The sequence below is a fragment of the Alphaproteobacteria bacterium genome (assembly GCA_017302575.1).
In the GTDB taxonomy this organism is placed as follows: Bacteria; Pseudomonadota; Alphaproteobacteria; order Rickettsiales; family UBA3002; genus JAFLDD01.
In genome coordinates this window covers 649,413-675,925 of sequence record JAFLDD010000001.1, presented here as the reverse complement: position 1 = coordinate 675,925, position 26,513 = coordinate 649,413, and the positions used below count along the sequence as shown (strand labels likewise).

Annotated in this window: 31 protein-coding genes and 1 tRNA gene; 20 read left to right on the top strand and 12 right to left on the bottom strand. The window is 51.4% G+C overall.

Annotation, left to right across the window (positions count from 1 at the left end; genetic code table 11):
- Positions 1–4: 4 nt before the first annotated feature.
- Positions 5–1,783 carry a succinate dehydrogenase flavoprotein subunit gene (gene sdhA, locus J0M34_03485; protein MBN8543307.1) on the bottom strand — a complete coding sequence of 593 codons (1,779 nt, stop codon included), beginning with the start codon at positions 1,781–1,783 and terminating at the stop codon, positions 5–7.
- Between the two features lie 51 nt (positions 1,784–1,834).
- On the opposite strand from sdhA, the gene nadC reads away from it, so the two are divergent.
- The 6 genes from nadC (at position 1,835) to J0M34_03455 (ending at position 5,650) form a co-directional block, all read left to right on the top strand.
- Entirely contained in the window at positions 1,835–2,671 is an 837-nt protein-coding gene (nadC, locus tag J0M34_03480) for a carboxylating nicotinate-nucleotide diphosphorylase (protein MBN8543306.1), read from the top strand.
- Positions 2,672–2,710: 39 nt separating this feature from the next.
- Positions 2,711–3,142: a transcriptional repressor gene (locus J0M34_03475; GenBank protein MBN8543305.1), complete on the top strand. Its 432-nt coding sequence runs from the start codon at positions 2,711–2,713 to the stop codon at positions 3,140–3,142.
- Positions 3,143–3,145: 3 nt separating this feature from the next.
- Positions 3,146–3,934, top strand: a complete 789-nt coding sequence (locus tag J0M34_03470; GenBank protein MBN8543304.1) for a GNAT family N-acetyltransferase — start codon at positions 3,146–3,148, stop codon at positions 3,932–3,934.
- Complete coding sequence (locus tag J0M34_03465; protein ID MBN8543303.1) at positions 3,935–4,720, top strand: 1-acyl-sn-glycerol-3-phosphate acyltransferase; 786 nt, start codon at positions 3,935–3,937, stop codon at positions 4,718–4,720.
- On the top strand, positions 4,710–5,264 hold the full coding sequence (gene ddpX / locus J0M34_03460; protein MBN8543302.1) for a D-alanyl-D-alanine dipeptidase: 555 nt from the start codon (positions 4,710–4,712) through the stop codon (positions 5,262–5,264). The genes J0M34_03465 and ddpX overlap by 11 nt, the downstream gene beginning before the upstream one ends.
- Positions 5,265–5,350: 86 nt before the next feature.
- Positions 5,351–5,650: a flagellar basal body rod protein gene (locus tag J0M34_03455; GenBank protein MBN8543301.1), complete on the top strand. Its 300-nt coding sequence runs from the start codon at positions 5,351–5,353 to the stop codon at positions 5,648–5,650.
- Here J0M34_03455 and J0M34_03450 read toward each other — a convergent pair.
- The gene (locus J0M34_03450) at positions 5,647–6,207 is read right to left on the bottom strand and encodes a NifU family protein (GenBank protein MBN8543300.1); all 561 of its coding nucleotides are present in this window, start codon (positions 6,205–6,207) and stop codon (positions 5,647–5,649) included. The two genes, J0M34_03455 and J0M34_03450, sit on opposite strands and share 4 nt — an antisense overlap.
- Before the next feature lie 58 nt (positions 6,208–6,265).
- Between J0M34_03450 and dapD the strand changes: the two genes are divergently transcribed.
- Both dapD and dapE read left to right on the top strand, forming a co-directional pair.
- On the top strand, positions 6,266–7,078 hold the full coding sequence (gene dapD / locus J0M34_03445; protein ID MBN8543299.1) for a 2,3,4,5-tetrahydropyridine-2,6-dicarboxylate N-succinyltransferase: 813 nt from the start codon (positions 6,266–6,268) through the stop codon (positions 7,076–7,078).
- A complete protein-coding gene (gene dapE, locus J0M34_03440; GenBank protein MBN8543298.1) occupies positions 7,029–8,207 on the top strand; it encodes a succinyl-diaminopimelate desuccinylase in 1,179 nt (392 codons plus the stop codon). Before dapD ends, dapE begins: the two co-directional genes overlap by 50 nt.
- On the opposite strand, the gene truA is transcribed toward dapE, so the two are convergent.
- On the bottom strand, positions 8,204–8,941 hold the full coding sequence (gene truA, locus J0M34_03435) for a tRNA pseudouridine(38-40) synthase TruA (GenBank protein ID MBN8543297.1): 738 nt from the start codon (positions 8,939–8,941) through the stop codon (positions 8,204–8,206). The two genes, dapE and truA, sit on opposite strands and share 4 nt — an antisense overlap.
- An 11-nt stretch (positions 8,942–8,952) precedes the next feature.
- Between truA and acs the strand changes: the two genes are divergently transcribed.
- The 8 genes from acs to J0M34_03395 all read left to right on the top strand — a co-directional run bounded on the left by acs (position 8,953) and on the right by J0M34_03395 (position 17,656).
- Entirely contained in the window at positions 8,953–10,869 is a 1,917-nt protein-coding gene (gene acs, locus J0M34_03430; GenBank protein MBN8543296.1) for an acetate--CoA ligase, read from the top strand.
- 159 nt (positions 10,870–11,028) lie between these two features.
- A complete protein-coding gene (pdhA, locus tag J0M34_03425; GenBank protein MBN8543295.1) occupies positions 11,029–12,075 on the top strand; it encodes a pyruvate dehydrogenase (acetyl-transferring) E1 component subunit alpha in 1,047 nt (348 codons plus the stop codon).
- Between the two features lie 10 nt (positions 12,076–12,085).
- Positions 12,086–13,072, top strand: coding sequence for a pyruvate dehydrogenase complex E1 component subunit beta (locus J0M34_03420; protein ID MBN8543294.1), 987 nt, complete (start codon positions 12,086–12,088; stop codon positions 13,070–13,072).
- 8 nt (positions 13,073–13,080) lie between these two features.
- On the top strand, positions 13,081–13,830 hold the full coding sequence (locus tag J0M34_03415) for an SIMPL domain-containing protein (GenBank protein ID MBN8543293.1): 750 nt from the start codon (positions 13,081–13,083) through the stop codon (positions 13,828–13,830).
- A gap of 13 nt (positions 13,831–13,843) precedes the next feature.
- Entirely contained in the window at positions 13,844–15,130 is a 1,287-nt protein-coding gene (locus J0M34_03410) for a pyruvate dehydrogenase complex dihydrolipoamide acetyltransferase (protein ID MBN8543292.1), read from the top strand.
- Positions 15,130–15,477: a hypothetical protein gene (locus tag J0M34_03405; protein MBN8543291.1), complete on the top strand. Its 348-nt coding sequence runs from the start codon at positions 15,130–15,132 to the stop codon at positions 15,475–15,477. Before J0M34_03410 ends, J0M34_03405 begins: the two co-directional genes overlap by 1 nt.
- A gap of 8 nt (positions 15,478–15,485) precedes the next feature.
- The gene (lpdA, locus tag J0M34_03400; GenBank protein ID MBN8543290.1) at positions 15,486–16,883 is read left to right on the top strand and encodes a dihydrolipoyl dehydrogenase; all 1,398 of its coding nucleotides are present in this window, start codon (positions 15,486–15,488) and stop codon (positions 16,881–16,883) included.
- An 83-nt stretch (positions 16,884–16,966) separates the two neighbouring features.
- Positions 16,967–17,656, top strand: a complete 690-nt coding sequence (locus J0M34_03395; protein ID MBN8543289.1) for a hypothetical protein — start codon at positions 16,967–16,969, stop codon at positions 17,654–17,656.
- Here J0M34_03395 and J0M34_03390 read toward each other — a convergent pair.
- The 7 genes from J0M34_03390 to J0M34_03360 all read right to left on the bottom strand — a co-directional run bounded on the left by J0M34_03390 (position 17,653) and on the right by J0M34_03360 (position 22,773).
- Positions 17,653–18,243 carry a COQ9 family protein gene (locus J0M34_03390; GenBank protein ID MBN8543288.1) on the bottom strand — a complete coding sequence of 197 codons (591 nt, stop codon included), beginning with the start codon at positions 18,241–18,243 and terminating at the stop codon, positions 17,653–17,655. The genes J0M34_03395 and J0M34_03390 overlap by 4 nt on opposite strands.
- Before the next feature lie 20 nt (positions 18,244–18,263).
- Complete coding sequence (locus J0M34_03385) at positions 18,264–19,295, bottom strand: HAMP domain-containing histidine kinase (GenBank protein MBN8543287.1); 1,032 nt, start codon at positions 19,293–19,295, stop codon at positions 18,264–18,266.
- 91 nt (positions 19,296–19,386) lie between these two features.
- Positions 19,387–19,641, bottom strand: a complete 255-nt coding sequence (gene grxC / locus J0M34_03380; GenBank protein MBN8543286.1) for a glutaredoxin 3 — start codon at positions 19,639–19,641, stop codon at positions 19,387–19,389.
- Positions 19,642–19,667: 26 nt separating this feature from the next.
- On the bottom strand, positions 19,668–20,309 hold the full coding sequence (locus J0M34_03375) for a heme-binding protein (GenBank protein MBN8543285.1): 642 nt from the start codon (positions 20,307–20,309) through the stop codon (positions 19,668–19,670).
- Position 20,310: 1 nt separating this feature from the next.
- Complete coding sequence (locus J0M34_03370) at positions 20,311–20,982, bottom strand: glutathione S-transferase family protein (GenBank protein ID MBN8543284.1); 672 nt, start codon at positions 20,980–20,982, stop codon at positions 20,311–20,313.
- Positions 20,982–21,854: a DUF1189 family protein gene (locus tag J0M34_03365; GenBank protein MBN8543283.1), complete on the bottom strand. Its 873-nt coding sequence runs from the start codon at positions 21,852–21,854 to the stop codon at positions 20,982–20,984. Before J0M34_03365 ends, J0M34_03370 begins: the two co-directional genes overlap by 1 nt.
- A 1-nt stretch (position 21,855) precedes the next feature.
- Positions 21,856–22,773, bottom strand: a complete 918-nt coding sequence (locus J0M34_03360) for a complex I NDUFA9 subunit family protein (protein ID MBN8543282.1) — start codon at positions 22,771–22,773, stop codon at positions 21,856–21,858.
- A 98-nt stretch (positions 22,774–22,871) separates the two neighbouring features.
- Between J0M34_03360 and J0M34_03355 the strand changes: the two genes are divergently transcribed.
- From J0M34_03355 to J0M34_03345, 3 genes are all read left to right on the top strand, one after another.
- Positions 22,872–22,956, top strand: a tRNA-Leu gene (locus tag J0M34_03355).
- Between the two features lie 58 nt (positions 22,957–23,014).
- Complete coding sequence (locus tag J0M34_03350) at positions 23,015–23,392, top strand: response regulator (protein ID MBN8543281.1); 378 nt, start codon at positions 23,015–23,017, stop codon at positions 23,390–23,392.
- Positions 23,389–24,930: a PleD family two-component system response regulator gene (locus tag J0M34_03345; GenBank protein MBN8543280.1), complete on the top strand. Its 1,542-nt coding sequence runs from the start codon at positions 23,389–23,391 to the stop codon at positions 24,928–24,930. Before J0M34_03350 ends, J0M34_03345 begins: the two co-directional genes overlap by 4 nt.
- Here the strand turns inward: J0M34_03345 and xth are convergent.
- The gene (gene xth, locus J0M34_03340; protein MBN8543279.1) at positions 24,919–25,710 is read right to left on the bottom strand and encodes an exodeoxyribonuclease III; all 792 of its coding nucleotides are present in this window, start codon (positions 25,708–25,710) and stop codon (positions 24,919–24,921) included. The genes J0M34_03345 and xth overlap by 12 nt on opposite strands.
- Positions 25,711–25,822: 112 nt before the next feature.
- On the opposite strand from xth, the gene J0M34_03335 reads away from it, so the two are divergent.
- Entirely contained in the window at positions 25,823–26,122 is a 300-nt protein-coding gene (locus tag J0M34_03335; protein ID MBN8543278.1) for a hypothetical protein, read from the top strand.
- Positions 26,123–26,125: 3 nt separating this feature from the next.
- On the opposite strand, the gene J0M34_03330 is transcribed toward J0M34_03335, so the two are convergent.
- A complete protein-coding gene (locus J0M34_03330; GenBank protein ID MBN8543277.1) occupies positions 26,126–26,446 on the bottom strand; it encodes an iron-sulfur cluster assembly accessory protein in 321 nt (106 codons plus the stop codon).
- Positions 26,447–26,513: the final 67 nt, after the last annotated feature.

The following is a 26,513-nucleotide window of genomic DNA, read 5'->3' as shown; positions in this document are numbered from 1 at the left end:
GTTTTTAATACACTCTCGCCTCTGGCTCGAAATAAGGTGCTTCAGGGGTTTCGGGCTTGCGCACCTCGCGCGTATTGTAATGCGAAGCGCCTTTTACCTCAACGCCCACTAAACTATGCTTTAGCCAGTGCACATCATCACGCGCAGGGTAATCTTCGCGGTAATGCGCGCCGCGACTTTCCTTGCGCTCCAGCGCTGCGCGCATAGTTGCAATCGCTTGCAGTAACAGATTTTTCGTTTCAAGCGCGCCGACCAACTCGTTATTCCACACAAGGGATTTATCCTTGAGTCCGAGCGATTCGTGGCAACGCTGTGCTAGGGTCTGTAGCTGCTTTGCGCCCACCACCATAATATCTTCAGTGCGGAAAATAGGAGCGCATGTGCTCATGGTTTCTTGAATTTGTTTGCGCATGGAGCTGGCAGGTAAATGCCCATTCATAGTGATGATGCTATCGAACCATTTTAGCGCGGCGTCGATCGTTGTTTTTTTAAGAGTTGGCAGTGCTGCGCCGGGGGTAAGGTGCTCATTCGCCCACACGCCCGCATCCTTGCCGAACACCATTAAGTCGAGCAGGGAATTACAGCCTAAGCGATTCGCGCCATGAATCGAATTACACGCAGCTTCACCAATTGCCATTAAGCCTTTTACGCGCTCGCCTTGCGCATTCATCACCTGATTTTCAACATTAGTCGGAATGCCGCCCATCGTGTAATGCACGGTTGGAACAACGGGTATCAGGTCTTTGCGCGGGTCGAGCTTGAGCACCATTTTCACTAGCGAATCAATATAGGGTAATTTCGTTTCCCATGTCTCTTCGCTCAGATGTCGCATGTCGATATGTAGATGGTCACGTTTCGTGCCACATCCTCGCCCTTCTTGAATCTCACGCAGCATGGAGCGTGCAATGACGTCGCGGCTAGCGAGGTCTTTCGTTTGCGGAGCGTAGCGATTCATGAAGCGTTCGCCATTCGCATTCACAAGGAATGCGCCTTCGCCGCGCGCGCCTTCGGTAATCAGAATGCCTGTGCCGTAAAGCCCCGTAGGGTGGAACTGCACGAATTCCATATCCATCAAAGGCAGGCCTGCGCGCAAGACCATCGCATTGCCATCACCTGTGCAGGTATGTGCTGCGGTGGTCGAGTTATAGACCTGCCCATAACCACCAGTCGCCAAGATAGTAAGCTGTGCTTGGAACGCATGGAACGTGCCCGTAGCCATATCCCATGCAACAATGCCCTGACAAACGCCGTTTTCCATCAATAGATCGAGCGCAAAAAATTCGCTAAAGAAGGTAACAGGTTGAGATTTAGCCTTGTGAATCAGCGTTTGCATGATGGCTTGGCCTGTGCGGTCTTCCGCCGCGCACGCGCGATAAGCAGGACCTTTGCCATATTCCACTGTTTGTCCACCATAAGGGCGTTGATAGATATTGCCATTTTCATCACGCGTGAAAGGAACGCCCCAATCTGCCAATTCGCGAATTGCCTCGGGCGCTTTTTCGCATAAGCGGGCAATGGCATCTTGGTCGCCGAGCCAGTCAGAACCGCGCACCGTATCATACATATGCCAACGCCAGTCATCTGTGCCGCGATTACCTAATGCCGCCGAAATGCCGCCCTGCGCCGCCATGGTATGGCTGCGTTGCGGCTGTACTTTAGAAACAACAGCAACACGCAGATTGCCAGTGCTTGCGGCAATTGCCGCACGCAAGCCAGCGCCGCCCGAGCCGATAATCAGCACATCAAACGCGTGGTGGATGACAGGATAGCTATTGGCAGCCATGGTTTTCTCACGTATCACTACTGACCATCAAATAGTATTCATGAGGGGCAGATGCAACGGACATTCGATATTCAGGCATTTTTGATGAGTGCATTGCAAGAAGATATCGGCAGTGGCGATATCACCAGTGCGGTGGTTATCCCTGAGCAAGCCTCTGGAAACTATGGTTTTCGTGCCCGTGAAGACTTAGTCGTGGCAGGCAGCATTTTCGTGCCCATGCTTTTCAGCTTGCTCGATGAGCGCTGTAAAGTTGAGCTTAAAGTTGCTGAAGGTGACTTGATTGAAGCAGGCGCAACCATCGCCACGATTGAAGGGCCAGTGCGCGCCATTCTAGCGGGTGAGCGCGTGGCGCTTAATATCTTGCAGCATCTTTCAGGTATCGCACTCATTACACGCGCTTATGTGAATGCGGTGGCGGGAACAGGTGCAAAGATTGTCGATACGCGTAAGACATTACCAGGCTGGCGCGAGTTACAGAAATATGCCGTGCGCTGCGGCGGTGGCCATAATCACCGTATGGGACTTTACGACGCGGTGCTCATCAAAGATAACCACCTCGCCATTGCGGGTAGCGTCGAAGCTGCCGTCAAAACAGCAAAACAGAACGTACCATTTTCAAGTCGTGTGGAAGTAGAGTGCGACACGCTCAAACAAGTGGAAGAAGCCGTAGCCGCCGGTGCTGATATTGTGCTGCTCGATAACATGGATAATGCAACCTTAAGCAAGGCAGTCGCGATTGCTAAGCCAAAGAATGTAATGACCGAGGCATCGGGCAATGTATCGCTCGAAACGGTTCAAGCCATCGCCAAAACAGGGGTGGATGTGATATCGGTAGGCCGCCTCACGCATTCTGTACGCGCTGTGGATATCGGCTTGGATGCTGCATAGCGGAATAAATTGAGTGTTTTGCTTGCCTTAACGCTGTTCATGACTAGACTGCGCGCCATGCCTTCAAATCTTGAGAAGAAATGTATCGAAAAAGGCCTGAAAATGACAGGTCAACGCCGCACTATTGCGCGTGCGCTTAGCGATTCTCATGACCACCCCGATGTTGAGCTGCTCTATCAACGCGCCGTGAAATTGGACGCGAATATCAGTATTGCCACCGTTTACCGCACGGTGAAGCTGCTGGAAGAATCAGGAATTATCGAGCGCCATGATTTTGGTGATGGTCGCTCACGTTACGAAGAAATGTCGGAAGAACATCACGACCACCTGATTGATTTGAAATCAGGGCAGGTGATTGAGTTCAGCAATGAAGAAATCGAGAAACTACAGGTACGCATAGCAAAAGAGCTGGGCTACAAGCTGGTAGATCACCGCTTGGAGCTTTACTGCGTACCACTGGAAAGCAAATAATCTATGACCTTTGACCCTGTCTTTGAACCCATTGTGCAAGGTAACCTTGTGGTGCGTCTTGCTGAAAGTGAAGCAGAAGTTCATGCTGCGCAGCGCTTGCGTTATCGCGTGTTCTGCGAAGAAATGGGTGCGAGTGCCAATCAAGAAGTGCGCACACAAAAGCGTGACTTCGATCAATACGATCCGGCCTGCCACCATGTGCTAGTGCTGGATAATTCGCGCAGTGGTGACGAGAAAATCGTGGGAACATACCGCCTACTGACGCGCACTAACATGAAGCAGATCGGTAATTTTTACACGCAAGGCGAATATAATATCGACAAGCTGATCGACCATCAGGGCGAAATTATGGAGCTTGGGCGTAGCTGCGTGGAAATTCCCTATCGTACTCGCCCCGTCATTCAGTTGCTATGGAAGGGTATTGGCGCGTTCGTAACAGCAAAAGATGTTAAGCTATTATTCGGTTGTGCAAGTTTTGCGGGTACGGACCCTAAAGCCCACCAGCTTGCACTGGCGTACCTGCATCATTTTCATCTCGCGCCAGAGGATATTCGTCCGCGCGCACTTGACCAGTATTACACCAACATCAATCTCATGGCGAAAGAGGCGATTGATCCGCGCAGTGCGCTCAATCAACTGCCAACGCTTATCAAAGGCTATCTTCGTCTTGGCGGGTATATTGGTGACGGTGCCGTAGTCGATTACGCATTCAACACAACTGACGTATCCATCGTGGTGCGTATGGATAGTATCGGTGAAAAATACGCCAACAAATATCAGGCCGGGGCGTAAGTGAAAGAAATCCAATCACCGTATAAGTTGCGTATCATACTGCGTGCGACACTCCTTTTTGTATGGACCATTTTCTGGCTTATCCCCGTATTTGTGATGTGGTTGCTGCGTAGCCAGTCGATTCGCCGTTGGTTGGTGCATATGCATCTCAAAGGTGTCGTAAGTATTCTTTCACTAAAAGTAAAAGTGGTGGGCGAGCTGTCAACCAAGCGTCCGCTTTTGTTGGTAGCCAATCACGCAAGCTATGCAGATATATTTATCATAGGCAGCAAGCTGCCTGTTTCTTTCACTCCCAAACGTGAAATCCGTTCTTGGCCTGTCATTGGTTTTATGGCCGTGCTAGCCGATTGCGTATTCGTGGAGCGTAAGCCCAGCCAAATGCAAGAGGCGCGCGAAGAGATGCTCGAAAAGCTCGATATGGGCAAAGTGGTGTGTATTTTCCCTGAAGGTACTACGAATGATGGCCTCAATGTGAAGCCATTCAAAAGCGGCTTCTTTAGCTTGGCTGAAAATTATAATCTGCCCGTGCAGCCTGTGACCATCAGCTACACGCACATCAATGACCAACTCATTCCCGACACGCTGCGTGACCACGTGGCATGGGTAGGGGAGGCGACGTTTTTTGGCCATTTCTTGCGGTTGATGGGCTACCAGTCCATCACCGCGACGATGCATTTTCACCCACCGCAATTGCTGGAAGATTTCGAAGACCGCAAGGCACTTAGCGGTGCGTGTCAGGTGATGGTTCAAACCCAACATGCAAAGACCTTGGCCGATGCTCGTTGAGATTACCGAGAAAGAATACGGCGTAAAAATTGATTTGCGTTACGCTACGTCAGATAATTTTACAGGCGAACCCGTTTACCGCGCCGACGCAAAGTGCCTACTGCACCCTGAAGCTGCCGAGAAATTGAAAGTGGCTATTGCATTGGCGAAGGCACAAGGTTTGGGATTTATTGTGTTCGACGCGTATCGCCCCACCGAGGCACAGTGGAAACTCTGGAACCATACGCCTGACCCAAGTTTTCTGGCCGACCCTAACAAAGGTTCTCCCCATTCACGTGGTACGGCGATTGATTTGAATTTGACCAAGGACGGCGTGGAGCTCGACATGGGTACGGCGTTTGACGCCTTCACGCCACTATCCCACCATGGAAACATGGAAATCTCAGCCGAGGCGCAGAAAAACCGCCTATTGCTCATGGGCATCATGACGACCGCAGGCTATGACTTCTACCGCAATGAATGGTGGCATTATCAATTGTTTAACAGCCGTAATTACGAGCTATATAGCGATGCGCAGGCTGGCAATTTAGTCATGCCCAGATAGATAAAATACCCTTCAAATCCATTCTATTATTCAATCTTTGTTAAATATCCCCTGATATGCTATAAGCATAGACCAATGGGGTATGCATGATTGACGCATCGAAAATTGCACTGACGGGTTTGAACGCTGCGGAGCGCCGCTTGTCGGTGAGCGCTCATAACACGGCAAATGCGACCACGCCGAATTTTACATCACAGCGCGTGGTGCAGTCTTCGGTGGTGGAAGGTGGCGTGCGTACCGATGTGGTGAATGTTGAGAGCGAAGGCGTATCGCTGGAAGAAGAAGCGATTGAGCAGAACCTCTCAACCTATACCTATAAGGCGAACCTTAAGGTTCTAAAAGTTCAACAAGAACTCGACCAAGCTCTCCTCGACATCAACGCCTAAGCAACGGGCTCTACTGCAATCACTTCGGGAATATAATGTTTCAGCATGTTCTCGATGCCGTTTTTCAGCGTGGCCGTTGAGCTTGGGCAGCCCGAGCACGCGCCATGCATTTCGAGGTGCACGATACCTTCTTTGAACGAATGGAACACGATATCGCCACCATCTTGTGCAACGGCGGGGCGCACGCGTGTTTCGATCAGTTCCTTGATTTGCTCGACAATCTCTTGCTCGTCTGCCGAATAGGTGATGTCGCTTTTAGCTTTTTCTTTCACTTCCACCATCAGTGGGTTGCCGGATTGGTAATGCTCCACCATCGTGGTCAAAATCTGTGGCTTCAACACATCCCACGACGACGCTTCCGTTTTAGTCACGGTCACGAAATCCGAGCCATAAAAAACTGCGCGAATATCGGCCAATACAAACAGCGCCGAAGCTAATGGCGATGTCGCTGCATTTTCACGATTGGTGAAAAACGCCGTTTTGTCGCCCAGAACGTCCTGCCCAGGCAGGAATTTCATGGTGTTGGGATTTGGTGTTGCTTCCGTTTGAATAAACATTGTAAACCTCGCTGGAGGCTATATAGAGCCAAGAAAGACCAAGCACAAGGATAGGATAATGAACGCCAAGATACAGTCTGTTATTGAAACCGCGTGGGAAAAGCGCGCTGAGATCAACACCAATACGGGCGGCGACGTGCGCGACGCAGTCGAGAAGGTCTTGAAATCCGTCGATTCGGGCGAGCTGCGCGTGGCAGAAAAGGTCAATGGCGTGTGGCAGGTGCACCAATGGGTGAAGCAGGCGATTTTGCTCAGCTTCCGCCTCAACGCCAATGAATTAATGGGCAATGGCCACTGGGACAAAGTGCCCCTGAAAACCAGCGCATGGAGCGAGATTCAGTTTGAGTCCGCAGGCTTCCGTGCCGTTCCGGGTTCGGTGGTGCGCCGTGGCGCATTCGTCGATAAAAACGTCGTGCTCATGCCGAGCTTCATCAATATCGGTGCCTATGTAGGCGAGGGCACCATGGTCGATACATGGGTAACGATTGGTAGCTGCGCACAGATTGGTAAGCATTGCCATATCAGCGGCGGCGTTGGCATTGGCGGCGTGCTGGAGCCACTACAAGCAAACCCCGTTATCATCGAGGACAATTGCTTCATCGGTGCGCGTAGCGAAGTCGCTGAAGGTGTCATCGTCGAAGAAGGTTCGGTTATTTCGATGGGCGTATTCTTGGGCGCTTCGACCAAAATTGTTGACCGCGCAACGGGTGAAATCACCTATGGCCGCGTGCCTGCCTATTCGGTGGTTGTGCCCGGCACCTTGCCTGGCAAAACACCTGCTGACCCACATCTCGCTGCAGCGATTATCGTGAAGCGTGTGGATGAGAAGACCCGCAGCAAAACCAGCATCAACGAGCTTCTGCGTGCGTGACGTCGTTGAACTCACCAAGGCGCTCATTGCGTGCCCATCTGTTACGCCGCATACGGCTGGCGTGTATGAGGTGATTGAAGAATATTTAAAGCCGTTGGGCTTTAAGGTCATGCGCCATACCTTCCACGAAGACGGTACGGATTCTGTCGAGAACCTTTATCTGCGTTATGGCACATCTGCGCCGAATTTCTGTTTTGCTGGCCATACCGATGTCGTGCCCGTGGGTGATGAAGCGGCGTGGACAACGCCACCATTCCACCCCGAAGTGAAAGACGGCGAATTGATTGGTCGTGGTGCGGAGGACATGAAAGGTGCTATCGCGGCATTCATGATTGGTGCAGCAAATTTCATGAAGAAAAACCCGAACCCCAAAGGCTCCATCTCGCTGCTGATTACGCAAGACGAAGAAGGCTTTGCCATTAACGGCACGAAGAAAATGCTGAAGTGGCTGGAAGAGAAGGGCGAGAAGCTGGATGTATGTGTGGTGGGTGAGCCCACGAACCCTGATGTGCTTGGCGAAATGGTGAAAATTGGCCGCCGTGGCAGTGTGAGCTTCACCCTCACGGTGCGCGGCAAACAAGGCCACGTGGCCTACCCAGACCGTGCCGATAACCCCATTCCGCGTATGCTGAATATGCTTCAGGCGCTTGAAAATACGCCGCTAGATAAGGGCACCGAATATTTCCAGCCAAGTAATCTGGAGATTGTCAGTATTGATGTCGGCAATACGACCTACAATGTGATTCCCGCGAATGTCTCTGCAAAATTCAACGTGCGTTTCAACGACACGCACAGCTCGCAATCGGTGGAAGACTGGGTGCGTAAACAATGCGCCGCTTTCGGTGAATTTGAAATCATCAAACGCGTGACGGGTGAGGCATTCCACACCGAACACAAAGCATTGACGGATGTTGTCGTGCAGGCGGTAGAAGAAATAACGGGCAAAACGCCCGTGCTTTCAACAACAGGTGGCACGTCAGATGCGCGTTTCATTAAAGACTATTGCTCTGTCGTGGAGTTCGGCACCACTGGCCGCACCGCCCACATGGTCGATGAGCGGGTGGAAGTCAAAACCCTCGAAGGCCTCGCCAAAGTCTATCAGCGTATGCTGGAACTTTACTTCGCCTAATACTCAACCTTCATGAAATACAATCCGCAAGCAGGTGCGGTGACGGCGGCGGCGCGGCGGTCTTTGGCATCGCGGATTTTTTCAACATCGGCGACGTGCAGTTTGCCAACTCCCACATAGGCGAGTGTGCCCACCATAATGCGCACCTGATTATGCAAGAATGACTGTGCCGAGCAGCGAATAAAGACATTCTCGCCGTCTTTCTCGATTTCTAATGTATCCAACGTTTTGACGGAGAATTGCGACTGGCATTCGCTGGAGCGGAAGCTGTTAAAATCATGCTTGCCGATTAGAAACTGCGCTGCTTCGCGCATCGCATCAATATTCAACGGGCGAAAAATATCCCACGCACGATTAATATCCAGCGCCGCGCGCGAGGGGCGATTGATAATGCGATATTCATAATGCCTGCGCTTAGCGTCGAACCGCGCATGGAAGTCGTCATGCACCAGCTCGGCAGTTTTCACGACGATAGGTTGCGGGATGAGAATGGCATTGATGCCCTTGGCAATCGCATACGGGTCGCGCTCATCCGGTGCGTCGATATGGGCGATTTGGCCTTTGGCATGTACCCCCGCATCGGTTCGCCCGCTACATTGCGCTTCGATGGGTCTATCATAAAAATGGCTCAAAGCCGCCTGTAGCGCGCCTTGAATGGTGGGCGTATTTTCTTGGATTTGCCAACCCGAATAGGCTGTGCCATCATACTCAATCGTTAATTTATATCTCGGCATAGAAGGCGCTTATGACACAACTGATTCCCGCAAGCAAAGGCGTTCATCTCACCAAAGAAAAATATGCGCAGATGTATGAGCAATCCGTGCGCGACCCTGAGGGCTTTTGGGGCGATATCGGCCGAGAATTCGAATGGGTAAAGCCCTTCTCGAAAGTCAAAAACACCAATTTCGCGGGTGATGTAAGCATCAAATGGTTCGAAGGCGGTAAGCTGAATATTACGGCCAATTGCATCGACAGGCACTTGGCAACACGCGGCAACAAAACCGCGATTCTGTGGGAAGGTGACGACCCAACACAGAGTAAAACAATAACCTATAACGAGCTACACGCTGAGGTGTGCAAACTCGCCAACGCCATGAAATCGCTAGGCGTGAAAAAGGGCGATCGCGTCACCATTTATATGCCCATGGTGCCTGAGGCGGCCTATGCCATGCTGGCCTGCGCGCGCATCGGCGCGGTGCATTCGGTAATATTTGGGGGCTTCTCGCCCGATTCGATTCGTAGCCGCATCGAAGATTGCCAGAGTGATTTTGTAATTACCGCCAATGAAGGCCGTCGTGGTGGCAAGGCTGTACCCCTCAAAACAAATGTCGATGCGGCGATTGATGGTTTGAATGTGCGCCACGTGTTGGTGCTGAAGGTCACGGAAACTGCCGTGCCCATAAACGCCCCGCGTGATGTGTTGTGGGAGGCGGTAGTGCCACACCAAACCACGGATTGCTCGCCTGAACCAATGGATGCGGAAGATCCATTGTTTATTCTCTACACCTCTGGCTCTACCGGCAAGCCCAAAGGCCTGCTGCACACCACGGCGGGTTATATGGTGTTCGCCGCCACCACGCACAAATACGTCTTCGATATCGTGGAAGAGGATGTCTATTGGTGCACCGCCGATGTGGGTTGGGTGACAGGCCATAGCTATATTGTTTACGGCCCACTGGCCAACGGTTCCACAACGCTGATGTTCGAGGGCGTGCCTACCTATCCCGATGCATCACGCATGTGGCAAGTGGTCGATAAGCATAAGGTCACGAAGTTTTACACTGCGCCTACGGCCATTCGCGCGCTTGAACGCTTGGGCGATTCTTTTGTGAAATGCACGAGCCGTGCGACGCTTAAAATCATGGGAAGTGTCGGCGAACCCATCAACCCTGCCGCATGGTTATGGTATTACGATGTGGTCGGCGAAAAACGCGCACCGATTATGGATACATGGTGGCAAACCGAAACGGGCGGCCACATGATAACACCACTGCCCGGTGTGACGGACATGAAGCCCGGTTCCGCAACCTTGCCGTTCTTCGGCGTGAAACCCGTGGTCTATGATGCGCAGGGAGCGTTACTCGAAGGTGAATGCGAAGGCATGTTATGCGTTGCCGATTCATGGCCGGGTCAAGCACGTACGATTTACGGCGACCATAAACGCTTCATCGAAACCTATTTCAGCACCGTAAAAGGCAACTACTTCACGTCCGACGGCTGTAAGCGCGACGCCGATGGCTATTACTGGATAACAGGCCGCGTCGATGACGTGATTAATGTGAGCGGCCATCGCCTTGGCACCGCAGAGATCGAGTCTGCACTTGTAGCACATGCGCAGGTGAGCGAAGCGGCAGTGGTTGGCTATCCGCATGATATTAAGGGGCAGGGTATTTACGCCTATGTCACGCTGAATGCGGGTCTGGAAGCGAGCGATGCGTTGAACGCCGAGTTAAAGCAGTGGGTACGCAAACAGATCGGTGGGCTGGCGGTGCCAGACTTTATTCACGTTACGCCAGGCTTACCCAAAACCCGTTCCGGTAAGATCATGCGCCGCATTTTGCGCAAAATCGCCGAGAATGATTATGGAAATCTGGGGGACACCACCACACTGCTGGATCCAGATATCGTGCAACAACTGATTGACTCGCGGCTAAATCGCTAATTGCTGCGCTGCACTATAACGCCATGAAATCCCTATGAATTTGCTTGAGATTCGCGTGCAACTCGCTACAAGGGCAACTCTTGCACAAAATGAGGAAAAATCATGGCTAAAGCTGCCGCTAAAAAGAAAGCAAAACCCATTGCCGCAAAAGCAAAGAAAATGGTGAAAGCTGCTCCCAAGAAGCAGGCGAAACTTGCACCTAAGAAAGCACCTGCTTCGGTAACGAAGTCAGACAAAGTGTCGCTTCCAAAAGAAAAACTCATCGCCATGTATCGCGAGATGCTGCTCATCCGCCGCTTCGAAGAGAAGGCCGGCCAGCTTTACGGTATGGGGCTGATTGGTGGCTTCTGCCATCTCTATATCGGCCAAGAGGCAGTCGTAACGGGTATTCAGGGCGCTGCAAAACCAACCGACGCCGTCGTCACCACGTACCGCGACCACGCGCACATGATTGCCTGTGGTATGGAACCACGCGGCATTATGGCCGAGCTGACAGGCCGCATCGGTGGCTTCTCGAAAGGTAAGGGCGGGTCAATGCACATGTTCTCCGTCGAGAAGAATTTCTTCGGCGGTCACGGCATCGTCGGCGCGAACGTGCCGCTTGGTACAGGCATGGCCTTCGCGCAAAAATACAGAGGCACAAAGGATATTACCTTCACCTATTTCGGTGACGGCGCAAGTAACCAAGGCCAAGTCTATGAGTCATTCAACATGGCGTCGCTTTGGAATTTGCCAGTCATCTACATCATCGAGAACAACGAATACGCGATGGGTACGAGCACCCAGCGCCACGCAGCCGATACCGAGCTTTATAAGCGCGGTGAAGCCTTCGGTATTCCAGGCATCAAAGTAAATGGGATGGACGTGCTGGAAGTTTACGCAGCAGCAAAGAAAGTCATCGAGCACGTGCGCAGCGGCAAGGGCCCCTATTTGATGGAAGTGAAAACCTATCGCTATCGCGGCCATTCCATGTCCGACCCCGCAAAATATCGCACGAAAGAAGAAGTCGAAAAATATAAAGAGCAGCGCGATGCGCTTAATAATTTCCGCGAATATTTGAGCAAAAACAAAATCGCCAGCGAAGCCGACTTCAAAAAAATCGAAGACGAGGTGAAAGCCATCGTGAATGACGCTGCTGAGTTCGCCAAAGAATCACCAGAGCCGGATGCCACCGAGCTTTGGACAGACGTGTTGAGTAAGGAGTAACGCCATGGTCATGACAACAGTAAGAGATGCACTGCGTGATGCGATGGCCGAAGAAATGCGCCGCGACAAAGACGTATTCGTGATGGGCGAAGAAGTCGCCGAATATCAGGGCGCCTACAAAGTAACGCAGGGTTTGCTCGCGGAATTTGGTGATAAGCGCGTGGTCGATACACCCATTACCGAGCACGGTTTTGCTGGCCTCGCTGTTGGTGCGGCGTTCATGGGCCTTAAGCCTGTAGTCGAATTCATGACATGGAATTTCGGCATGCAAGCGATTGACCAAATCATCAACTCTGCCGCTAAGACACTTTATATGTCGGGTGGTCAGGTGAAATCGCCAATCGTGTTCCGTGGGCCTAACGGTGCAGCGTCACGCGTGGCCGCACAGCACTCGCAGTGTTACGCAAGCTGGTATGCGCATTGCCCGGGACTCAAAGTGGTAGCGCCTTATGACGCAGCCGATGCAAAAGGCTTGCTGAAATCGGCGATTCGTGACCCGAACCCCGTTATCTTCTTGGAAAACGAAATCACCTATGGCTGGCAATTTGAAGTGCCAGAGGGCGAGCATCTCGTGCCCATCGGCAAGGCAGCCGTGAAGCGCCAAGGTAAGGACGTGACTATCGTCGCTTTCTCCATCTGCGTGAAATATGCACTCGAAGCTGCTGAGCGTTTAGCTGCCGAAGGCATCAGCGCAGAAGTCATCGATTTGCGTACCCTGCGCCCACTCGACAAACAAACCATCATCGACTCTGTTCGTAAAACCCACCGCCTGATTTCGGTGGAAGAAGGTTGGCCAGTTGCGGGTATCGGTTCTGAAATCGCTGCGATTGCCATGGAAGAACTGTTCGACGATCTGGATGCACCGATGGTGCGCGTCACGGGTAAGGACGTGCCATTGCCATACGCGGCGAACCTTGAAAAACTCGCGCTTCCTTCGACCGAAGATGTGGTCGTGGCCGCACGTGAATTAATTAACCCAACCGCTTTTGCCGCATAGGAGACGTTATGAGACATGTAGTGTTCGCCGTCGCTGCCTTGCTTGCTACCACCACCGCTAACGCACAGGAATTATCGCCCGTTCGCGCCATTAGCGTGACAGGGCAGGCGGAACGTAAAATTGTTCCTGATGAGGCGCATCTTCAAGTAAATCTCAATGCGCAAGAAATGAAATTGGCGGACGCTAAAAAAGCACATGATGCCAAACTCAATAAGCTGATAGCCATTGCGCGTGGTGCAGGTATCCCTGAGAATAAATTGCGCACTGACTCATCTAATACCCAGCCTATTTACACCTACGAGAGCAACCCAACGACGGGCCAGAGCACACGCCTTTTCAAAGGCTACCGCGTGCAGACGAATGTGGATGTCACAATCACGGATACCACCAAGCTCGCCGATTTGATGGACCAAATCACTGGTGCAGGTTTCGAGCAAGGCGCGAATACAGAGTGGGGCAATCTGCTTAATCTTTACTACACCATTTCCAATCCCGACGCGATTCGTGACGACATCATGATTGAAGCGATTGCCAATGCAAAATCGAAGGCACTACGTATGGCAACCGCCGCAGGTGCCGAGCTGGCGCGCGTCCACCAGATTATTGAGAACGGCACGCCACAATTTGCACGCTACCCCATGCCAATGATGGCCATGGCTAAGGGCGGCATTGCAATGGACGCTGCAGAATCCGTAGCGCCACCTGCAGGCGAGCAACAACTAAATGCGACAGTCACCGTCGTCTATGAATTGAAGTAAGAAGGAACTGATCATGCCAATTGAAATTTTAATGCCCGCACTTTCACCCACCATGACCGAGGGTAACCTCGCTAAGTGGAATAAAAAAGAAGGTGATAAGGTAAAAGCTGGTGATGTGATTGCCGAAATCGAAACCGACAAGGCGACCATGGAAGTAGAAGCCGTGGACGAGGGCACGATTGGAAAAATCGTGATTGCGGCAGGCACTGAAGGCGTAAAGGTGAATGATGTCATTGCACTTTTGCTGGAAGACGGCGAAGACAAGAAAGCACTTGATGCTTGGAAGCCAAAAGCAGCTCCCAAAAAAGAAGAACCAAAGGCGGCGGCAGCGCCAGCTTCTGCAGCACCAACGGCAGCTCCTACTGCTGCACCATCGGCACCTGTGCTTGCGCCACGCGCACCTGCAGCGCCTGTGGTGGCACAACGCAATACGGGTGAGCGTGTGGTTGCTTCACCGCTCGCGAAACGCATTGCAAAACAGCGCGGCATTAATCTCTCCAACGTGATTGGTACGGGCCCGCATGGTCGCGTCACCAAAATCGACGTGGATAGCGCCGTAAGTGGCGGCGGCGGTAAAATCGTTCGCAACCCAACGGAATTCGTGCAGATTCCGAACAACAACATGCGCAAGGTGATTGCCAAGCGTTTGCAAGAATCGAAACAAACCGTTCCGCATTTCTATCTCACGGTAGAAGTGGAAATCGACGCGTTGCTCGAAGCACGCCAACAGCTTAACGACCATGCAACCGCACAAAGCAAAGACGGCAAGCCTGCTTACAAGCTTTCGGTGAATGACATGGTGATTCGCGCATCAGCGCTCGCGCTGCGCGACATGCCTGCTTGCAACGTAAGCTGGTATGATGACGCGATTGTGCAGTATCAGAACGTCGATATCTCGGTGGCCGTGGCGACTGATGGCGGCTTGATTACCCCAATTATTCGCAATGCGGATCAGAAATCCTTGCCACAAATTTCGGCGGAAATGAAAGATCTCGCCAAGCGTGCGCGCGACAACAAACTGAAGCCCGAAGAATTCCAAGGCGGCGGTTTCTCAGTCTCGAACCTTGGCATGTATGGCATCAAGACATTCCAAGCCATCATCAATCCACCCCAAGCCTGTATCTTGGCGGTTGGCGCTGGCGAAGAAGTGGTGCGCGTGCGTGAAGGTTCAGTCGTTGCTGTGAACGTGATGAGCTTGACCTTGTCAGTTGATCACCGCGCGGTGGATGGTGCGCTGGGCGCGCAATATCTGCAAGCGTTGAAGCGCTACATTGAACAACCCGTGCTAATGTTTGTCTAATGGCACTCTTTATCTGCAAGCATTGCGGATATGAGGGGGAAGCCAAACGACAAGTGCGCGGTACGCGCGGCGTTGAGATTATGATGTGGACGGTGTTTACTCCGATTGCACCATTCTACACCATCTGGCGACGTGTAGGCGGCAACAGTAAGCAATGCCCGAACTGTGAGCGACAAGGGTTCGTGAAGAGTTCGAGTGATGAAGGCTACATAGTGAAGAAGAAAATTGAAAAAGAATTGGGTGATGTGGTGATAAAGCCTGCAGCCACGCAGTTCGAGGCCTTCGGCAAGCAGTCGTCGCAGGTTGAGGAAATGAAAAAACGTCAGATTGACCCTGACCAGTTTTAGGAGTGACTATGAGTGAGCAATTCGATGTGGTGGTAATTGGTGGTGGCCCAGGTGGTTATGTCGCGGCGATACGCGCGTCACAGCTTGGCATGAAAGCCGCAGTGGTCGAGCGCGATAAGCTCGGCGGTATTTGTCTCAACTGGGGATGTATCCCAACCAAAGCATTGCTGCGCTCGTCGGAAATCTATCACAATATGCAGCATGCTGAAGCCTATGGTCTGAGTGTGAAAGGCATCAGCTTTGACTTGCAAAAAATCGTGGCGCGTTCGCGCGAAGTGTCATCGACCATGAATAAAGGTATCGGCTTCTTGATGAAGAAACACAAAGTCACCGTGTTCGAAGGTTCGGGCGCATTGGCTGGCCGTGGCAAAGTAAGCGTGAAGAACGGCGACAAAAAAGTGGCGGATATCGAAGCGAAACACATCATCATCGCAACGGGCGCACGTGCGCGTGTGATTCCAGGGTTGGAGCCAGACGGCAAACTGGTCTGGACCTACCGCGAAGCCATGGTGCCAGACGTGATGCCAAAATCACTAGTAGTGGTGGGCTCTGGCGCAATCGGCATCGAGTTCGCGAGCTTCTATAAAACCCTCGGCGCTGATGTAACGGTTGTCGAGGTGCAAGACCGCATCATGCCAGTGGAGGACGAGGAAATCTCCAAAATGGCGCAGAAGATGATGGAAGCGGAAGGCATGAAATTCCGTACCGGCGCGAACGTAAAAGGCCTGAAAAAAGGCAAGGATAACGTGACCGTGACCATCGAAGGTAAGGATGGCAAAAAGGAAGACATCACCGTTGATCGCGTCATCATGGCGGTGGGAATTGTGGCGAACACCGAGAACCTCGGCCTTGAAGGCACAAAGGTAAAGCTGGAGCGCGGTAACATCATCATCGACGAATTCTGCCGCACGCATGAGTCTGGCGTCTACGCGATTGGTGACGTAGCGGGCGCACCATGGCTTGCACATAAAGCGTCACACGAGGGCGTGATTTGCGTGGAAGCGATTGCAGGTCTGCATCCGCACCCAATGAAGCGCGAGAATATTCCAGGCTGTACCTATTGCCGCCCACAAGTGGCAAGCGTTGGCCTCACCGAGAAAGCCGCGAAAGAAAAAGGCTACGAGCTGAAAGTCGGCAAATTCCCGTTCATGGGTAACGGTAAAGCCGTTGCGCTGGGCGAGGCGGAAGGCCTCATCAAAACCGTGTTCGACGCGAAAACGGGCGAGCTGCTCGGCGCGCATTTGATTGGCGCAGAAGTGACCGAGCTGATTCATGGCTACGTGCTTGGCAAAACCAACGAGCTGACCGAGGCAGAATTCATGCACACCGTCTACGCACACCCAACGCTGAGCGAGATGATGCATGAGTCAGTACTGGCAGCATACTCAAGAGCGTTGCATATCTAGCAATTTTCTGCTATATACTAGGGTAACAGCCCGTCTTAGAGGTCTTACGAGATCACCTATATGGCAAGCGGACAAGGTTCCGTATGAAGCGCGCGCCGCTGTTCTACCGCTCTGTGTATGACGAACAAGCCCTCGACGACTGCTTCTCTGATTTAATTCACGCCAAACTCTCCGACCAAGATAAAATCGAGGTTGGCTGCCTCATCCAATATTTCATGATCCTCAAAGCGTACGGGTTATTCGAGCTTCCCGTTGATTTTACCAAGCACCGCCAAGGCGAGGGGCCAGACTTCAGCATTTGCAGTAGTGAAGGGCTATTCGGCGTAGAAATGACCAAAGTCACCACGCAGGATTATCAGGTCTGGCTGAAGCGCCGTATGAATTACCGCGCCATTAAAGACATGAATGATTACCTCGAGCATAAGCCCGAACAGCGCGTGGGCGAGCTGGCGCAGCTACGTGTGTTGCGCAAGAATTTCAAAATCGCCAATTACCACGCCAGCGTGAAAGATATGTTCGCCTGTGACTTGGTGCTGGAGGAAGATGGTGATTGTTCACTGGATATTGATGTGCAGATGGAAGTGCTGCAGCGCTATATTATGCCTATCAAGAACCAAAAATTCCGACGCATTTCGATGATTTCAGGTTCGGTGCTGTTTTATGCTATCAACACGCCAGAGGCCGCAATTCTCGAAGCACCAGAGTCGATTCCAACATGGCTACGCCCGCAGAAGCTGATGCTGGAAACCCCGCCAACAGAGTTGTGGCATTAAGCAACTCGCCAGCTTTTCACTTTGGCTTTGAATTTCTCAAACTGCATGACGTTATCAATGCGGCGACGCAGGAAGGCTTCTGTTTCCTCAAGGTCGGGTGAATCATCATTCAGCCACACGTAAAGCGTGCTCATATAGACTTTGGAGAGGATGATGCGTTTGGAATAATGATTCCAATCCGTCGCTGTATCACCACTTAGGTGCCACATTTCGTCCATCGTGCGGTAAAGGGCACGAACGCCCGCCGCCGCATGCCACGGCAGCGCATACATGGCTAGGCCACGGCGTACTGCCTCGCGGTGGGTAAGGTTTTGTTTGAGGCGCACCAGCACGCAGGTGGTAATGCGCTCACGCACTTTCATGCTGGCGAGGTTATAATCACGCTTTAGTGTTTCGCTCATACGCGCATCACCGCGCTGGGTGAAATATTCTAGCGCTTCAAATACACCGCTTGGGAAGGCGCGCGAAACATCCGCTTTATGAAGTCCTGCCTTCTGCGCAGCGCGTTCCAAAACTGAATCAGTCCAGCCGTCAAAGGCGACGTCGGGCAGGGCAGCATCGAGAATGCGGTCTTGAAGTGAGGTCATGGCCTAAGTTTAGGCCTAGCCTAGACCATGCGCAAGTGGGTTTTCTTGGCAGAAAGGCCAGTAATGACGCGCTCGGCAGGTAAATACATGCTAACGACTGTGCCTTGGCCGCGCATCGACTCAATCGATACTTTGCCATGGTGACGTGCAATCAGTTCCTTCGCCAAAGAAAGCCCAAGGCCAATACCATTACCTTCGACTTTGAAATACGCCGCATCTGACTGCAGCGCGGCGCGGATGGTTTTGAGCTGTTCATCAGGCATACCTTTACCGAAGTCACGCACGGCAATCACCAACCCGTCTTGACCTTGCGGGCGGGCGCTGAGGTGAATCTCGCCACCATTCAATGAGTGTTTCACGGCGTTAGATAGGAAGTTTGAAAGTGCGCATAAGAGCTGTCTGCGATCGGCATGAAGCGTAATGCTGTGCGGAATATCGAGCTTGAGGGAAATGTCGCGCGTGAATGCCTCATGCGAGAAGATTTCGCGCACTTCCGAAAGTAATTCATTGAGCGAGAAGGGTTCTTCTTTCATCGCCATGCCGCCTGAATCGAGCGAAGCGATTTCTAGCAAGTCATTCACCTTGCTTAAAAGCTGCTGCCCAGAATCATGAATATTCGTAACGTACTCGCGGTAATTAGGGTGGCCAACATCGCCAAATATTTGATTACGCATCATCTCCGAAAAGCCCATGATAGCATTGAGCGGCGTGCGCAGCTCATGGCTCATGCTCGACAGAAATGCCTGACGGCCACGATTCGCTTCTTCCAATTGCTGCTCTGCTTTGCGCAGGCTTTCTTCCATACGATCCATTTGGGTGATGTACCAATTCACATCATCCATCTCTTCGGGCGTATAGGGTTCATCCACCACAGGTGCGGGCGCTTTTGCAGGCGCTGCTTTTGCATCCGTTTTTGCGATAGTAGGCTGGGCAATGCCCGTTGCCACGCGGGTGAGGCTCGATGCGTCAATACGGCCAAACGCAACGCGCTGCGACGCTTTGCGCTGCTTCGCTGCTAATTCATAAACATCACGCCAATACATCCACCACATGCCGCAACGCTAAACGATGTGCATTGCGTGATGTTATCAAAAAGGTGAAAATCCTCACCGATACTACTGAGAAAGCATCGCTTTGTGGCTTTTACGCCGCGAGTAGCGGGTCCAATTTTCCATCTTTGTCCAGCGCGTAGAGATCATCAAATCCACCGACATGCGTATCGCCAATGAAAATTTGTGGAACCGTGCGACGGCCACCAGCCTTCGCCACCATCTCTTCACGCACCTTATCATCCTCGGCGTTGATTTCGGTGTAGGTCTGGCCTTTGCGCTTTAGCAAGTCTTTCGCGCGCACGCAGTATGGGCAGTAAGTGGTGGTGTAAATAACGACATTAGCCATAAAACCTCTCTTTAAGGATATCTAGGTTATTCCTTAACGATTTCAATCCAGACTTCGTTGCGGCGCAGGAAAGACACTGTCCACGGAGGATTGTAAAAGTGGTAACTTGCTGGGCTAATAGGGGTGAGTTTTTCGTGTTTCACCCATGCTTCAAGCTTTGCCTGTTGTTTGAGTAAATAGCTGTCACGAGTCGGACCAGAAAAGCGAATCACCGCAAAACGCTGCGGTTTCGTCATGCTGACTTGAACGCGCTCATCGACGGGTTTTGGCAAGCTCTCCAACGTATATTTGGAAGGCATGGTAAACCTTACGCGCCACACATTGTCCTCACCTTCGAATGACTGGCTAACGGGTGTCGTCATCGCGATTTTCTCGGAAGATTGTGAGACAGGCGTTGTCATCGCAATGCTGCTTTTGCTGATATTATTACCGAAAATAAAATCAGCGATAATGCGGAAGCCTTCACTAATCGCTTCGTCGCGCGGGCCTTTGGTGACGGCTTCTGCTACCAGTGCGGGTGCATAGTCACGTATCTCGAAGGGCTTTTCACTACGCACAACGTCAAAGCGTGGTTCTTCGTAAGTTCCCATCACATCTCCGCAAGCAACGAGGGTGGAAAGCATCAGTGCGATTGCACCAACGGTGTAAACTATGGTGCGTTTTTTCATGTTAAAAATCTAAGTCCTTATAATGTTCAGGTGGTGCAAAGCCGTGGATTTTGTCGTCCAGCAAGTCGCGGAATGATGGGCGCGATTTGATAAGCACATACCATTCTTTTACGGCGGGCTTATAATCCCAATCAATTTCACCTAGATAATCCAAGCAGCTCAAATACGCGGCGGCTGTCATATCCGCCATGGTCAGATATTCACCCGCCAGCCAGTTACGCCCCATCAACAAGTGTGCGATATAATCGAGGTGAAAGCGCAAATTGCTTTTTCCTGCACGAATGGCTTCGGAGGAAGGTTCACCATAACCAAGTAAACGCTTAAAGACTTTCTCAAAGATAATATTCTGCGCTACTTCGCGCTCGAACTTTGCATCAAACCACTCGACGATGCGGCGCACTTCAGCACGCTCTTCAGGCGTGTTGCCATAAAATTGTACTTCGGGGAACTTTTCGTCCAGATATTCGCAAATCGCGTAAGCACCGACGATAGGCTGCAATACTTTCTCAACAATCAATACAGGGACTTCGCCTGCTGGGTTGAGCGCGAAGAACTCAACACGGCGAAGCCAGACATCTTCCTGCTTGAGTTGGAAGTTGATGGCTTTTTCACGCAGCATCAGCCGTATTTTACGGCATGCAGGTGAAAGCGGTGTGTGGTAGAGAACGTGCATTAATCCTTCTTCGTTTCTGTTGTAAGTAGTGCCGCGAGTACGCCAAGCGGCACCAAAACTTTAATCCATGTGCTTACGCCCGAGCCAAATGCAATCAGCGCCACCGCTTCGATGATGGTAAGCGGAATCAGCACCATCGCGAGGACGCGCACACTGGCATCATAGTTCAAGGAGCGCTTCATAAAGGTCGCAAGAACTAGCCCTGCCACGGCGAGTGGTATCAGCAAGAAGAGGCGAATAATAACAAAAACAGGCATCAGCACTAGCCACGTCATGGCGCCCATCAGTAGGTAGAATTTCCAGATATGCGCATGGATCACTACCATGGCATCGCTTACGAAACCATTCGCGTTTGCGCGGTTAATGGTGAATGGCTGCGGCATATTGTTGAAGAATTCAGCAAGCGGGCGAATTTTAGTTTCGTTATCACCCTCGGCACTATCATCCTTAGCGATCACTTCTTTAGCTGTGATTAAAATCGGCGTTGTCATATTCGCATAGGTTGTCGCGCCCGATGTATCGACTGTAATGGCCTCTTCACGAATCCTTTCACCAAAGATTTCCACATCAATGATAATCGCGTGTGGGCCAGTAATGCTTGTGCTGAGCGTATTGTCCGTCACGGTGCTTTCAGGCCATTGGTCAGCAACTTGGCGCAGCGCGTCTTCCAACACGGAAGGCTTGCCGTCCTCACGCCCCTGCACCAATTCCGTATGCAGAATGCGCGTACCCGCCACCAAACCAATCGCTAGCAGCAGTGCAAACACGCCAATCGTATAACGCATCGCCCAGCCTTTCCATTGACCGTAAACCTCTTTGTAAAGGTCAAAGTCATAAAAACTGCGCAGGATAGTTGTCAGAAATACGTTCATATTATCTCGCGTTGAAACGCTCTAATAAGGTGGGAAGTACAGATTCAATTGCTGTTGGTGCAATGCCTAAATCTTTGAGCTGCAATGCGTCCGCACTGGCGACATTATCGGTTTTCAATAACCGTACTTGGTCGCGCGTGATTTGAGGCGGTAGGGGGAGCAGTTCACTCACCCAGCCCATCAACGAAGCAATAGGCGCAGGGATGCTGATTAGGCATTTCTTGCGACCCGTCAGCGAGAGCATGAGTTTCAACAATTCCTTCATGCTGTAGGTTTTGGGGCCTGCCAACTCGAAGGTTTTGCCAGCAACATCGCTCGTGGCGGCTGTGAAAATAGCAGTGGCTACATTTTCTACCGTAACGGGTTGGAATCGCGTATGTCCGCCAGCAATAAGGGGCAGGGCAGGCGCGATCAAGCTCATGCGGCCAAAACGTTGGAAAAATCCGTCCTCTGGCCCGATGATAAGTGAAGGGCGCAGAATCGTCGCATTCGGAAATTTAGCGCGAACTGCCTCTTCACCTGCCAGTTTGGTATGGCCATAGCGTGAGTCTGGGTTAGGGCTAAGCGCCGAGATCTGAATGAATTTCTTGGCGCCTGCCTTTTTAGCATGCTCAGCAATGAGCTGCGCGCCTTTCACGTTAATGGCCTCAAACTTCTGGTTGCCTGATTGATACAGGATGCTGACGAGGTTAATCACCACGTCCGAGCCAGCAAATTTGCCTTCTAGGGCTTCAGGTTTGGTAATATCGACGCGCTGAAGCACGATTTGCCCCACAGTTCCTGCGGTTTTCAGGAATTCGGCAGCGATAATGTCGCGGCATAGAATATTGACGCGCCAGCCAGCGTCCGCAAACCGTTTAACGGTATGGCGGCCAACAAACCCTGAGCCGCCGACAATAGTAACAATCGGTGAAGACATGAGAGAACCTCTTTGAAGTGCATGGCATAGCAAGCCGCAGCGAAAATGCAAGTTTGACAGTGACTTTGCACGTTGCTATACCGCGCACTTCCTGAAGTGCCCAGGTGGCGGAATTGGTAGACGCACTAGCTTCAGGTGCTAGCGCCGCGAGGCGTGCTGGTTCGAGTCCAGTCCTGGGCACCAATACATAAAAAGAAAAGCCTTTGAAAAACAGGTTTTTACTGTTTATAGTATTCGCTCTATGAGCAAACGCATCCTGATTGTTGAAGATAATGATCTGAACTTAAAGCTTTTTCGCGATCTTTTAGGTGCGAATGGCTATGAGACAGTCGAAACGCGTGAAGGGCTAGAGGCAATCTCGCTCACCCGCAATATGATGCCCGATTTGATTTTGATGGATATTCAGTTGCCAGAAATCTCGGGCCTCGACATCACCAAAAAAATCAAGGCAGATGCGCAAATCCAGCATATCCCAGTCGTCGCCGTTACGGCCTTCGCCATGAAAGACGACGAAGAAAAAATCATGCAAGCTGGCTGCGAGGCGTATCTTTCCAAGCCCATCGCGATTGACCAGTTCCTCGCTACGATTCGTCGCCTACTCGAAGGGGTTGAAGCATGACGGGCCTGATTCTGGTGGTGGACGATGTGCCCGCGAATATCAAGCTGCTCGAAGCAAAGCTTAGTAACGAATATTATGACGTTATCACCGCCAAAGACGGCTATGAATGCATTCAGCAAACCAAAGACAAAAAGCCTGATCTGATCCTGCTTGATGTGATGATGCCAGGCATGGACGGGTTCGAAACCTGTCGCCAGATGAAAAAAGACCCAGAAATTTCTCACATTCCTGTGGTGATGGTAACGGCGCTCTCCGACCAATCGGCGCGCGTGGAGGGTCTTGAATCTGGTGCGGACGATTTCGTAACGAAGCCAATTAACGATACGGCGCTCTTTGCGCGTGTACGCTCGCTCGTACGCATCAAAGTACTCATCGACGAGCTGCGGTTGCGCGATAAATCAGGCACGCAGCTAGGTATGTCGCCTGAGCAATATGGTGCAAATTTTGATGTTTCTGGCTCACACATCATGGTGATTGATGATGATATTGTGCAGTCCAAGCGCACGAATGATAAGCTGACGAATGCGGGCTATAAGGTCAAAATGTTCACGGATCATAAAGAAGGTCTGGAGCACGCGAAGACCGCGCCGCTCGATTTGATTCTCATCTCCATGCAGCTTGCGGATATTGACGGGCTTCGTCTCGCCACGCAATTCAAAGCAATCGAGGCAGTGCGCCATGTGCCCATCATCATGATGGTGGATGAGGAAGAGCAGCACCTAATGCTCAAAGGCTTGGATTTAGGGGTGAACGACTATCTGGTGTCGCCCGTAGATTATAATGAAATGTTCGCGCGCGTTAAAACGCAAATACGCCGCAAAAAATATCAGGAAGCACTGAAATCCAATTATCAAGAATCCGTCTCCATGGCGGTGACAGACGGTTTGACCAAGCTCTATAATCGCCACTATCTCGACACACACTTGAAAAACCTCGTGCGTCAGGCAGGTGAAACGAGGCGCCCTCTTTCTGTTGTGATTATGGATATGGATCACTTCAAGCAAGTGAATGACACGTTCGGCCATGACGTGGGCGATGAAGTGCTCATTCAACTTTCGGAAATCATCGTTCGAACGATTCGTTCGGCCGATTTGGCGGCGCGCTACGGCGGCGAAGAGTTCGTAATCCTCATGCCAGAAACAGATTCAGCGCGTGGCTATGAAGCGTCCGAGCGTTTGCGCAAAGCGGTCGAAAATACGCCATTCAAAATTTCCGCACCGCAAGAATTTTTGAGTAAAACGATCAGTATTGGCTACGCGACGATGGAGCCAAGCGATACGCCAGAAACGCTCCTCAAGCGTGCTGACCTTGCGTTGTACGAAGCGAAGAACGGTGGCCGTAATATGGTGCGTCCACTACCGCGCGACAGTTATGCATTGCCGCCAAGCCGCGTCGCAGCGCGTGAACAAATTGCAAATGAATTACCATCTTTGCAATCTTCTAATTTGAAAGTTGCAGTCGCTCCCGAAAAGAAGGGTGAAGACGACTTTCTAAGCGCGCCTAGCTCGCTACCTTACGCACAAAAATCAGATTTCTAATTTAGCCAGCACTGGCGCATGGTCGGATGGTTTTTCCTGCTTACGCGGCTCTTCATCAATCCAGGCATCCTGCAATACATCCACGGCGTAAGGTGAGAGCAGCAAGTGATCAATACGCATACCATTGCCGCGCTCATAACCACCGCCGCGATAATCCCACCAGCTAAATTGCTTGGTATCGGGGTGCTTCATGCGAAACGCGTCATAAAGTCCGAGATTCATAAGGGCGCGTAACTGTTCGCGCTCCGCAGGGTGATAGCACACCGAGCCGTCTTGCGATTTGTGGTCAAGCACATCAATAGGGAAGGGCGCAACGTTAAAGTCACCACCTAATATGGCGACTTCATGATGTTTTAATGTCTGCTGCCAATGCGCACGCAAGCGCTCATAAAATTTGAGTTTGTAAGCGAATTTGTCGGAGCCCACTTCCTGACCATTCGGCACATAGGCTGAAGCAACACGTATCGCTTTGCCCTTTAAGCTCACCACCGCTTCAATGTAACGCGCTTGCTCGTCAGCATCGTCACCAGGTAATCGCGTGATGACATCATCGATGGGGAATTTCGAAAAAATCGCCACGCCATTATAAGTTTTCTGGCCATGGATAGCGAGGTTATAGCCCTTATCTTCAAATTCCATACGCGGGAACGCGTCCGTCTCGCACTTTAATTCTTGTACCAGCACAATGTCCGGCTTCGCCGCATCCAGCCACGCCAGCACGTTGGGCAACCGCGCCTTAATGGAGTTAACGTTGAAGGTGGTGATAATTAATTTGGACATAGCCAGACTATAGCTGATGGGATCGTCGATAATCAAAACATCTTCATTAAACCTTCACATAAAACTGCTCTATTATAAACTGGCAATGGTTTAAACAACTGAGGACAGAATAATGCATGGCATTAAAGAGTTGTGTCGCAGGCTCAGAAAGCATGGAAATTTAAGCGTGCTGATGAATGAAGAAAGTTCAGGAATCTTGGCTATTTTTGTTACCGACGAGGGACGAAAAGAACTGCTCGATCAAGGCGTTGGGTCAAAAAGAATCGTTCATGCAGGCAAAGATAGTGACTCACTGCGATGGTCGGTTGAACTCGACTCTTTGTTGAGTCATTTTGAAAGCGAGCGCGAGCTTAATAAAGCTTTAGATGTCACAGGTTCTAGGAAATCTTCAGGACGTGCTGGAAAAGGCTAAGTACTAAACGCTGAAGCTATTGCCGCAGCCGCATTTAGCCGTAGCGTTGGGATTTTTGATTTCAAAGGCTGCCGAACCGAGTGATTCAACATAATCGAGCGTTGATTCTTTGAGCAGCTCCAGCGATGTCGTATCCACTACCACGGTGCCGAACTGCATGTCGTCGTCATTCAGTTGCGTATCGAAATCGAGCATATACTGAAACCCAGAGCAGCCACCGCCCTTAACGGAAACACGCAGGCGCGAGCCTTCAGGCTCACCCACAAGTATCTTGTTGATACGCGCTTTAGCCGACTCGGAAATGTTGAATTGCAACGCTGTCATACAGAGTAATGTAATGTAGCCTTGCCAGAACTGCAATGGTTGCCTGTGACACACAGCTTTGCTAAGC

Coding starts and splice junctions, on each gene's coding strand:
- J0M34_03365 (MBN8543283.1), bottom strand. CDS start 21,854: ATGAACGTATTTCTGACAACTATCCTGCGCAGTTTTTATGACTTTGAC.
- sdhA (MBN8543307.1), bottom strand. CDS start 1,783: ATGGCTGCCAATAGCTATCCTGTCATCCACCACGCGTTTGATGTGCTG.
- acs (MBN8543296.1), top strand. CDS start 8,953: ATGACACAACTGATTCCCGCAAGCAAAGGCGTTCATCTCACCAAAGAA.
- J0M34_03330 (MBN8543277.1), bottom strand. CDS start 26,446: ATGACAGCGTTGCAATTCAACATTTCCGAGTCGGCTAAAGCGCGTATC.
- J0M34_03370 (MBN8543284.1), bottom strand. CDS start 20,982: ATGCACGTTCTCTACCACACACCGCTTTCACCTGCATGCCGTAAAATA.
- dapD (MBN8543299.1), top strand. CDS start 6,266: ATGAACGCCAAGATACAGTCTGTTATTGAAACCGCGTGGGAAAAGCGC.
- J0M34_03395 (MBN8543289.1), top strand. CDS start 16,967: ATGAAGCGCGCGCCGCTGTTCTACCGCTCTGTGTATGACGAACAAGCC.
- J0M34_03415 (MBN8543293.1), top strand. CDS start 13,081: ATGAGACATGTAGTGTTCGCCGTCGCTGCCTTGCTTGCTACCACCACC.
- J0M34_03350 (MBN8543281.1), top strand. CDS start 23,015: ATGAGCAAACGCATCCTGATTGTTGAAGATAATGATCTGAACTTAAAG.
- ddpX (MBN8543302.1), top strand. CDS start 4,710: ATGCTCGTTGAGATTACCGAGAAAGAATACGGCGTAAAAATTGATTTG.
- J0M34_03455 (MBN8543301.1), top strand. CDS start 5,351: ATGATTGACGCATCGAAAATTGCACTGACGGGTTTGAACGCTGCGGAG.
- J0M34_03360 (MBN8543282.1), bottom strand. CDS start 22,773: ATGTCTTCACCGATTGTTACTATTGTCGGCGGCTCAGGGTTTGTTGGC.
- J0M34_03345 (MBN8543280.1), top strand. CDS start 23,389: ATGACGGGCCTGATTCTGGTGGTGGACGATGTGCCCGCGAATATCAAG.
- J0M34_03375 (MBN8543285.1), bottom strand. CDS start 20,309: ATGAAAAAACGCACCATAGTTTACACCGTTGGTGCAATCGCACTGATG.
- J0M34_03335 (MBN8543278.1), top strand. CDS start 25,823: ATGCATGGCATTAAAGAGTTGTGTCGCAGGCTCAGAAAGCATGGAAAT.
- J0M34_03405 (MBN8543291.1), top strand. CDS start 15,130: ATGGCACTCTTTATCTGCAAGCATTGCGGATATGAGGGGGAAGCCAAA.
- grxC (MBN8543286.1), bottom strand. CDS start 19,641: ATGGCTAATGTCGTTATTTACACCACCACTTACTGCCCATACTGCGTG.
- J0M34_03420 (MBN8543294.1), top strand. CDS start 12,086: ATGACAACAGTAAGAGATGCACTGCGTGATGCGATGGCCGAAGAAATG.
- nadC (MBN8543306.1), top strand. CDS start 1,835: ATGCAACGGACATTCGATATTCAGGCATTTTTGATGAGTGCATTGCAA.
- J0M34_03385 (MBN8543287.1), bottom strand. CDS start 19,295: ATGTGGTGGATGTATTGGCGTGATGTTTATGAATTAGCAGCGAAGCAG.
- J0M34_03470 (MBN8543304.1), top strand. CDS start 3,146: ATGACCTTTGACCCTGTCTTTGAACCCATTGTGCAAGGTAACCTTGTG.
- truA (MBN8543297.1), bottom strand. CDS start 8,941: ATGCCGAGATATAAATTAACGATTGAGTATGATGGCACAGCCTATTCG.
- dapE (MBN8543298.1), top strand. CDS start 7,029: ATGAGAAGACCCGCAGCAAAACCAGCATCAACGAGCTTCTGCGTGCGT.
- J0M34_03450 (MBN8543300.1), bottom strand. CDS start 6,207: ATGTTTATTCAAACGGAAGCAACACCAAATCCCAACACCATGAAATTC.
- pdhA (MBN8543295.1), top strand. CDS start 11,029: ATGGTGAAAGCTGCTCCCAAGAAGCAGGCGAAACTTGCACCTAAGAAA.
- J0M34_03410 (MBN8543292.1), top strand. CDS start 13,844: ATGCCAATTGAAATTTTAATGCCCGCACTTTCACCCACCATGACCGAG.
- xth (MBN8543279.1), bottom strand. CDS start 25,710: ATGTCCAAATTAATTATCACCACCTTCAACGTTAACTCCATTAAGGCG.
- lpdA (MBN8543290.1), top strand. CDS start 15,486: ATGAGTGAGCAATTCGATGTGGTGGTAATTGGTGGTGGCCCAGGTGGT.
- J0M34_03475 (MBN8543305.1), top strand. CDS start 2,711: ATGACTAGACTGCGCGCCATGCCTTCAAATCTTGAGAAGAAATGTATC.
- J0M34_03390 (MBN8543288.1), bottom strand. CDS start 18,243: ATGACCTCACTTCAAGACCGCATTCTCGATGCTGCCCTGCCCGACGTC.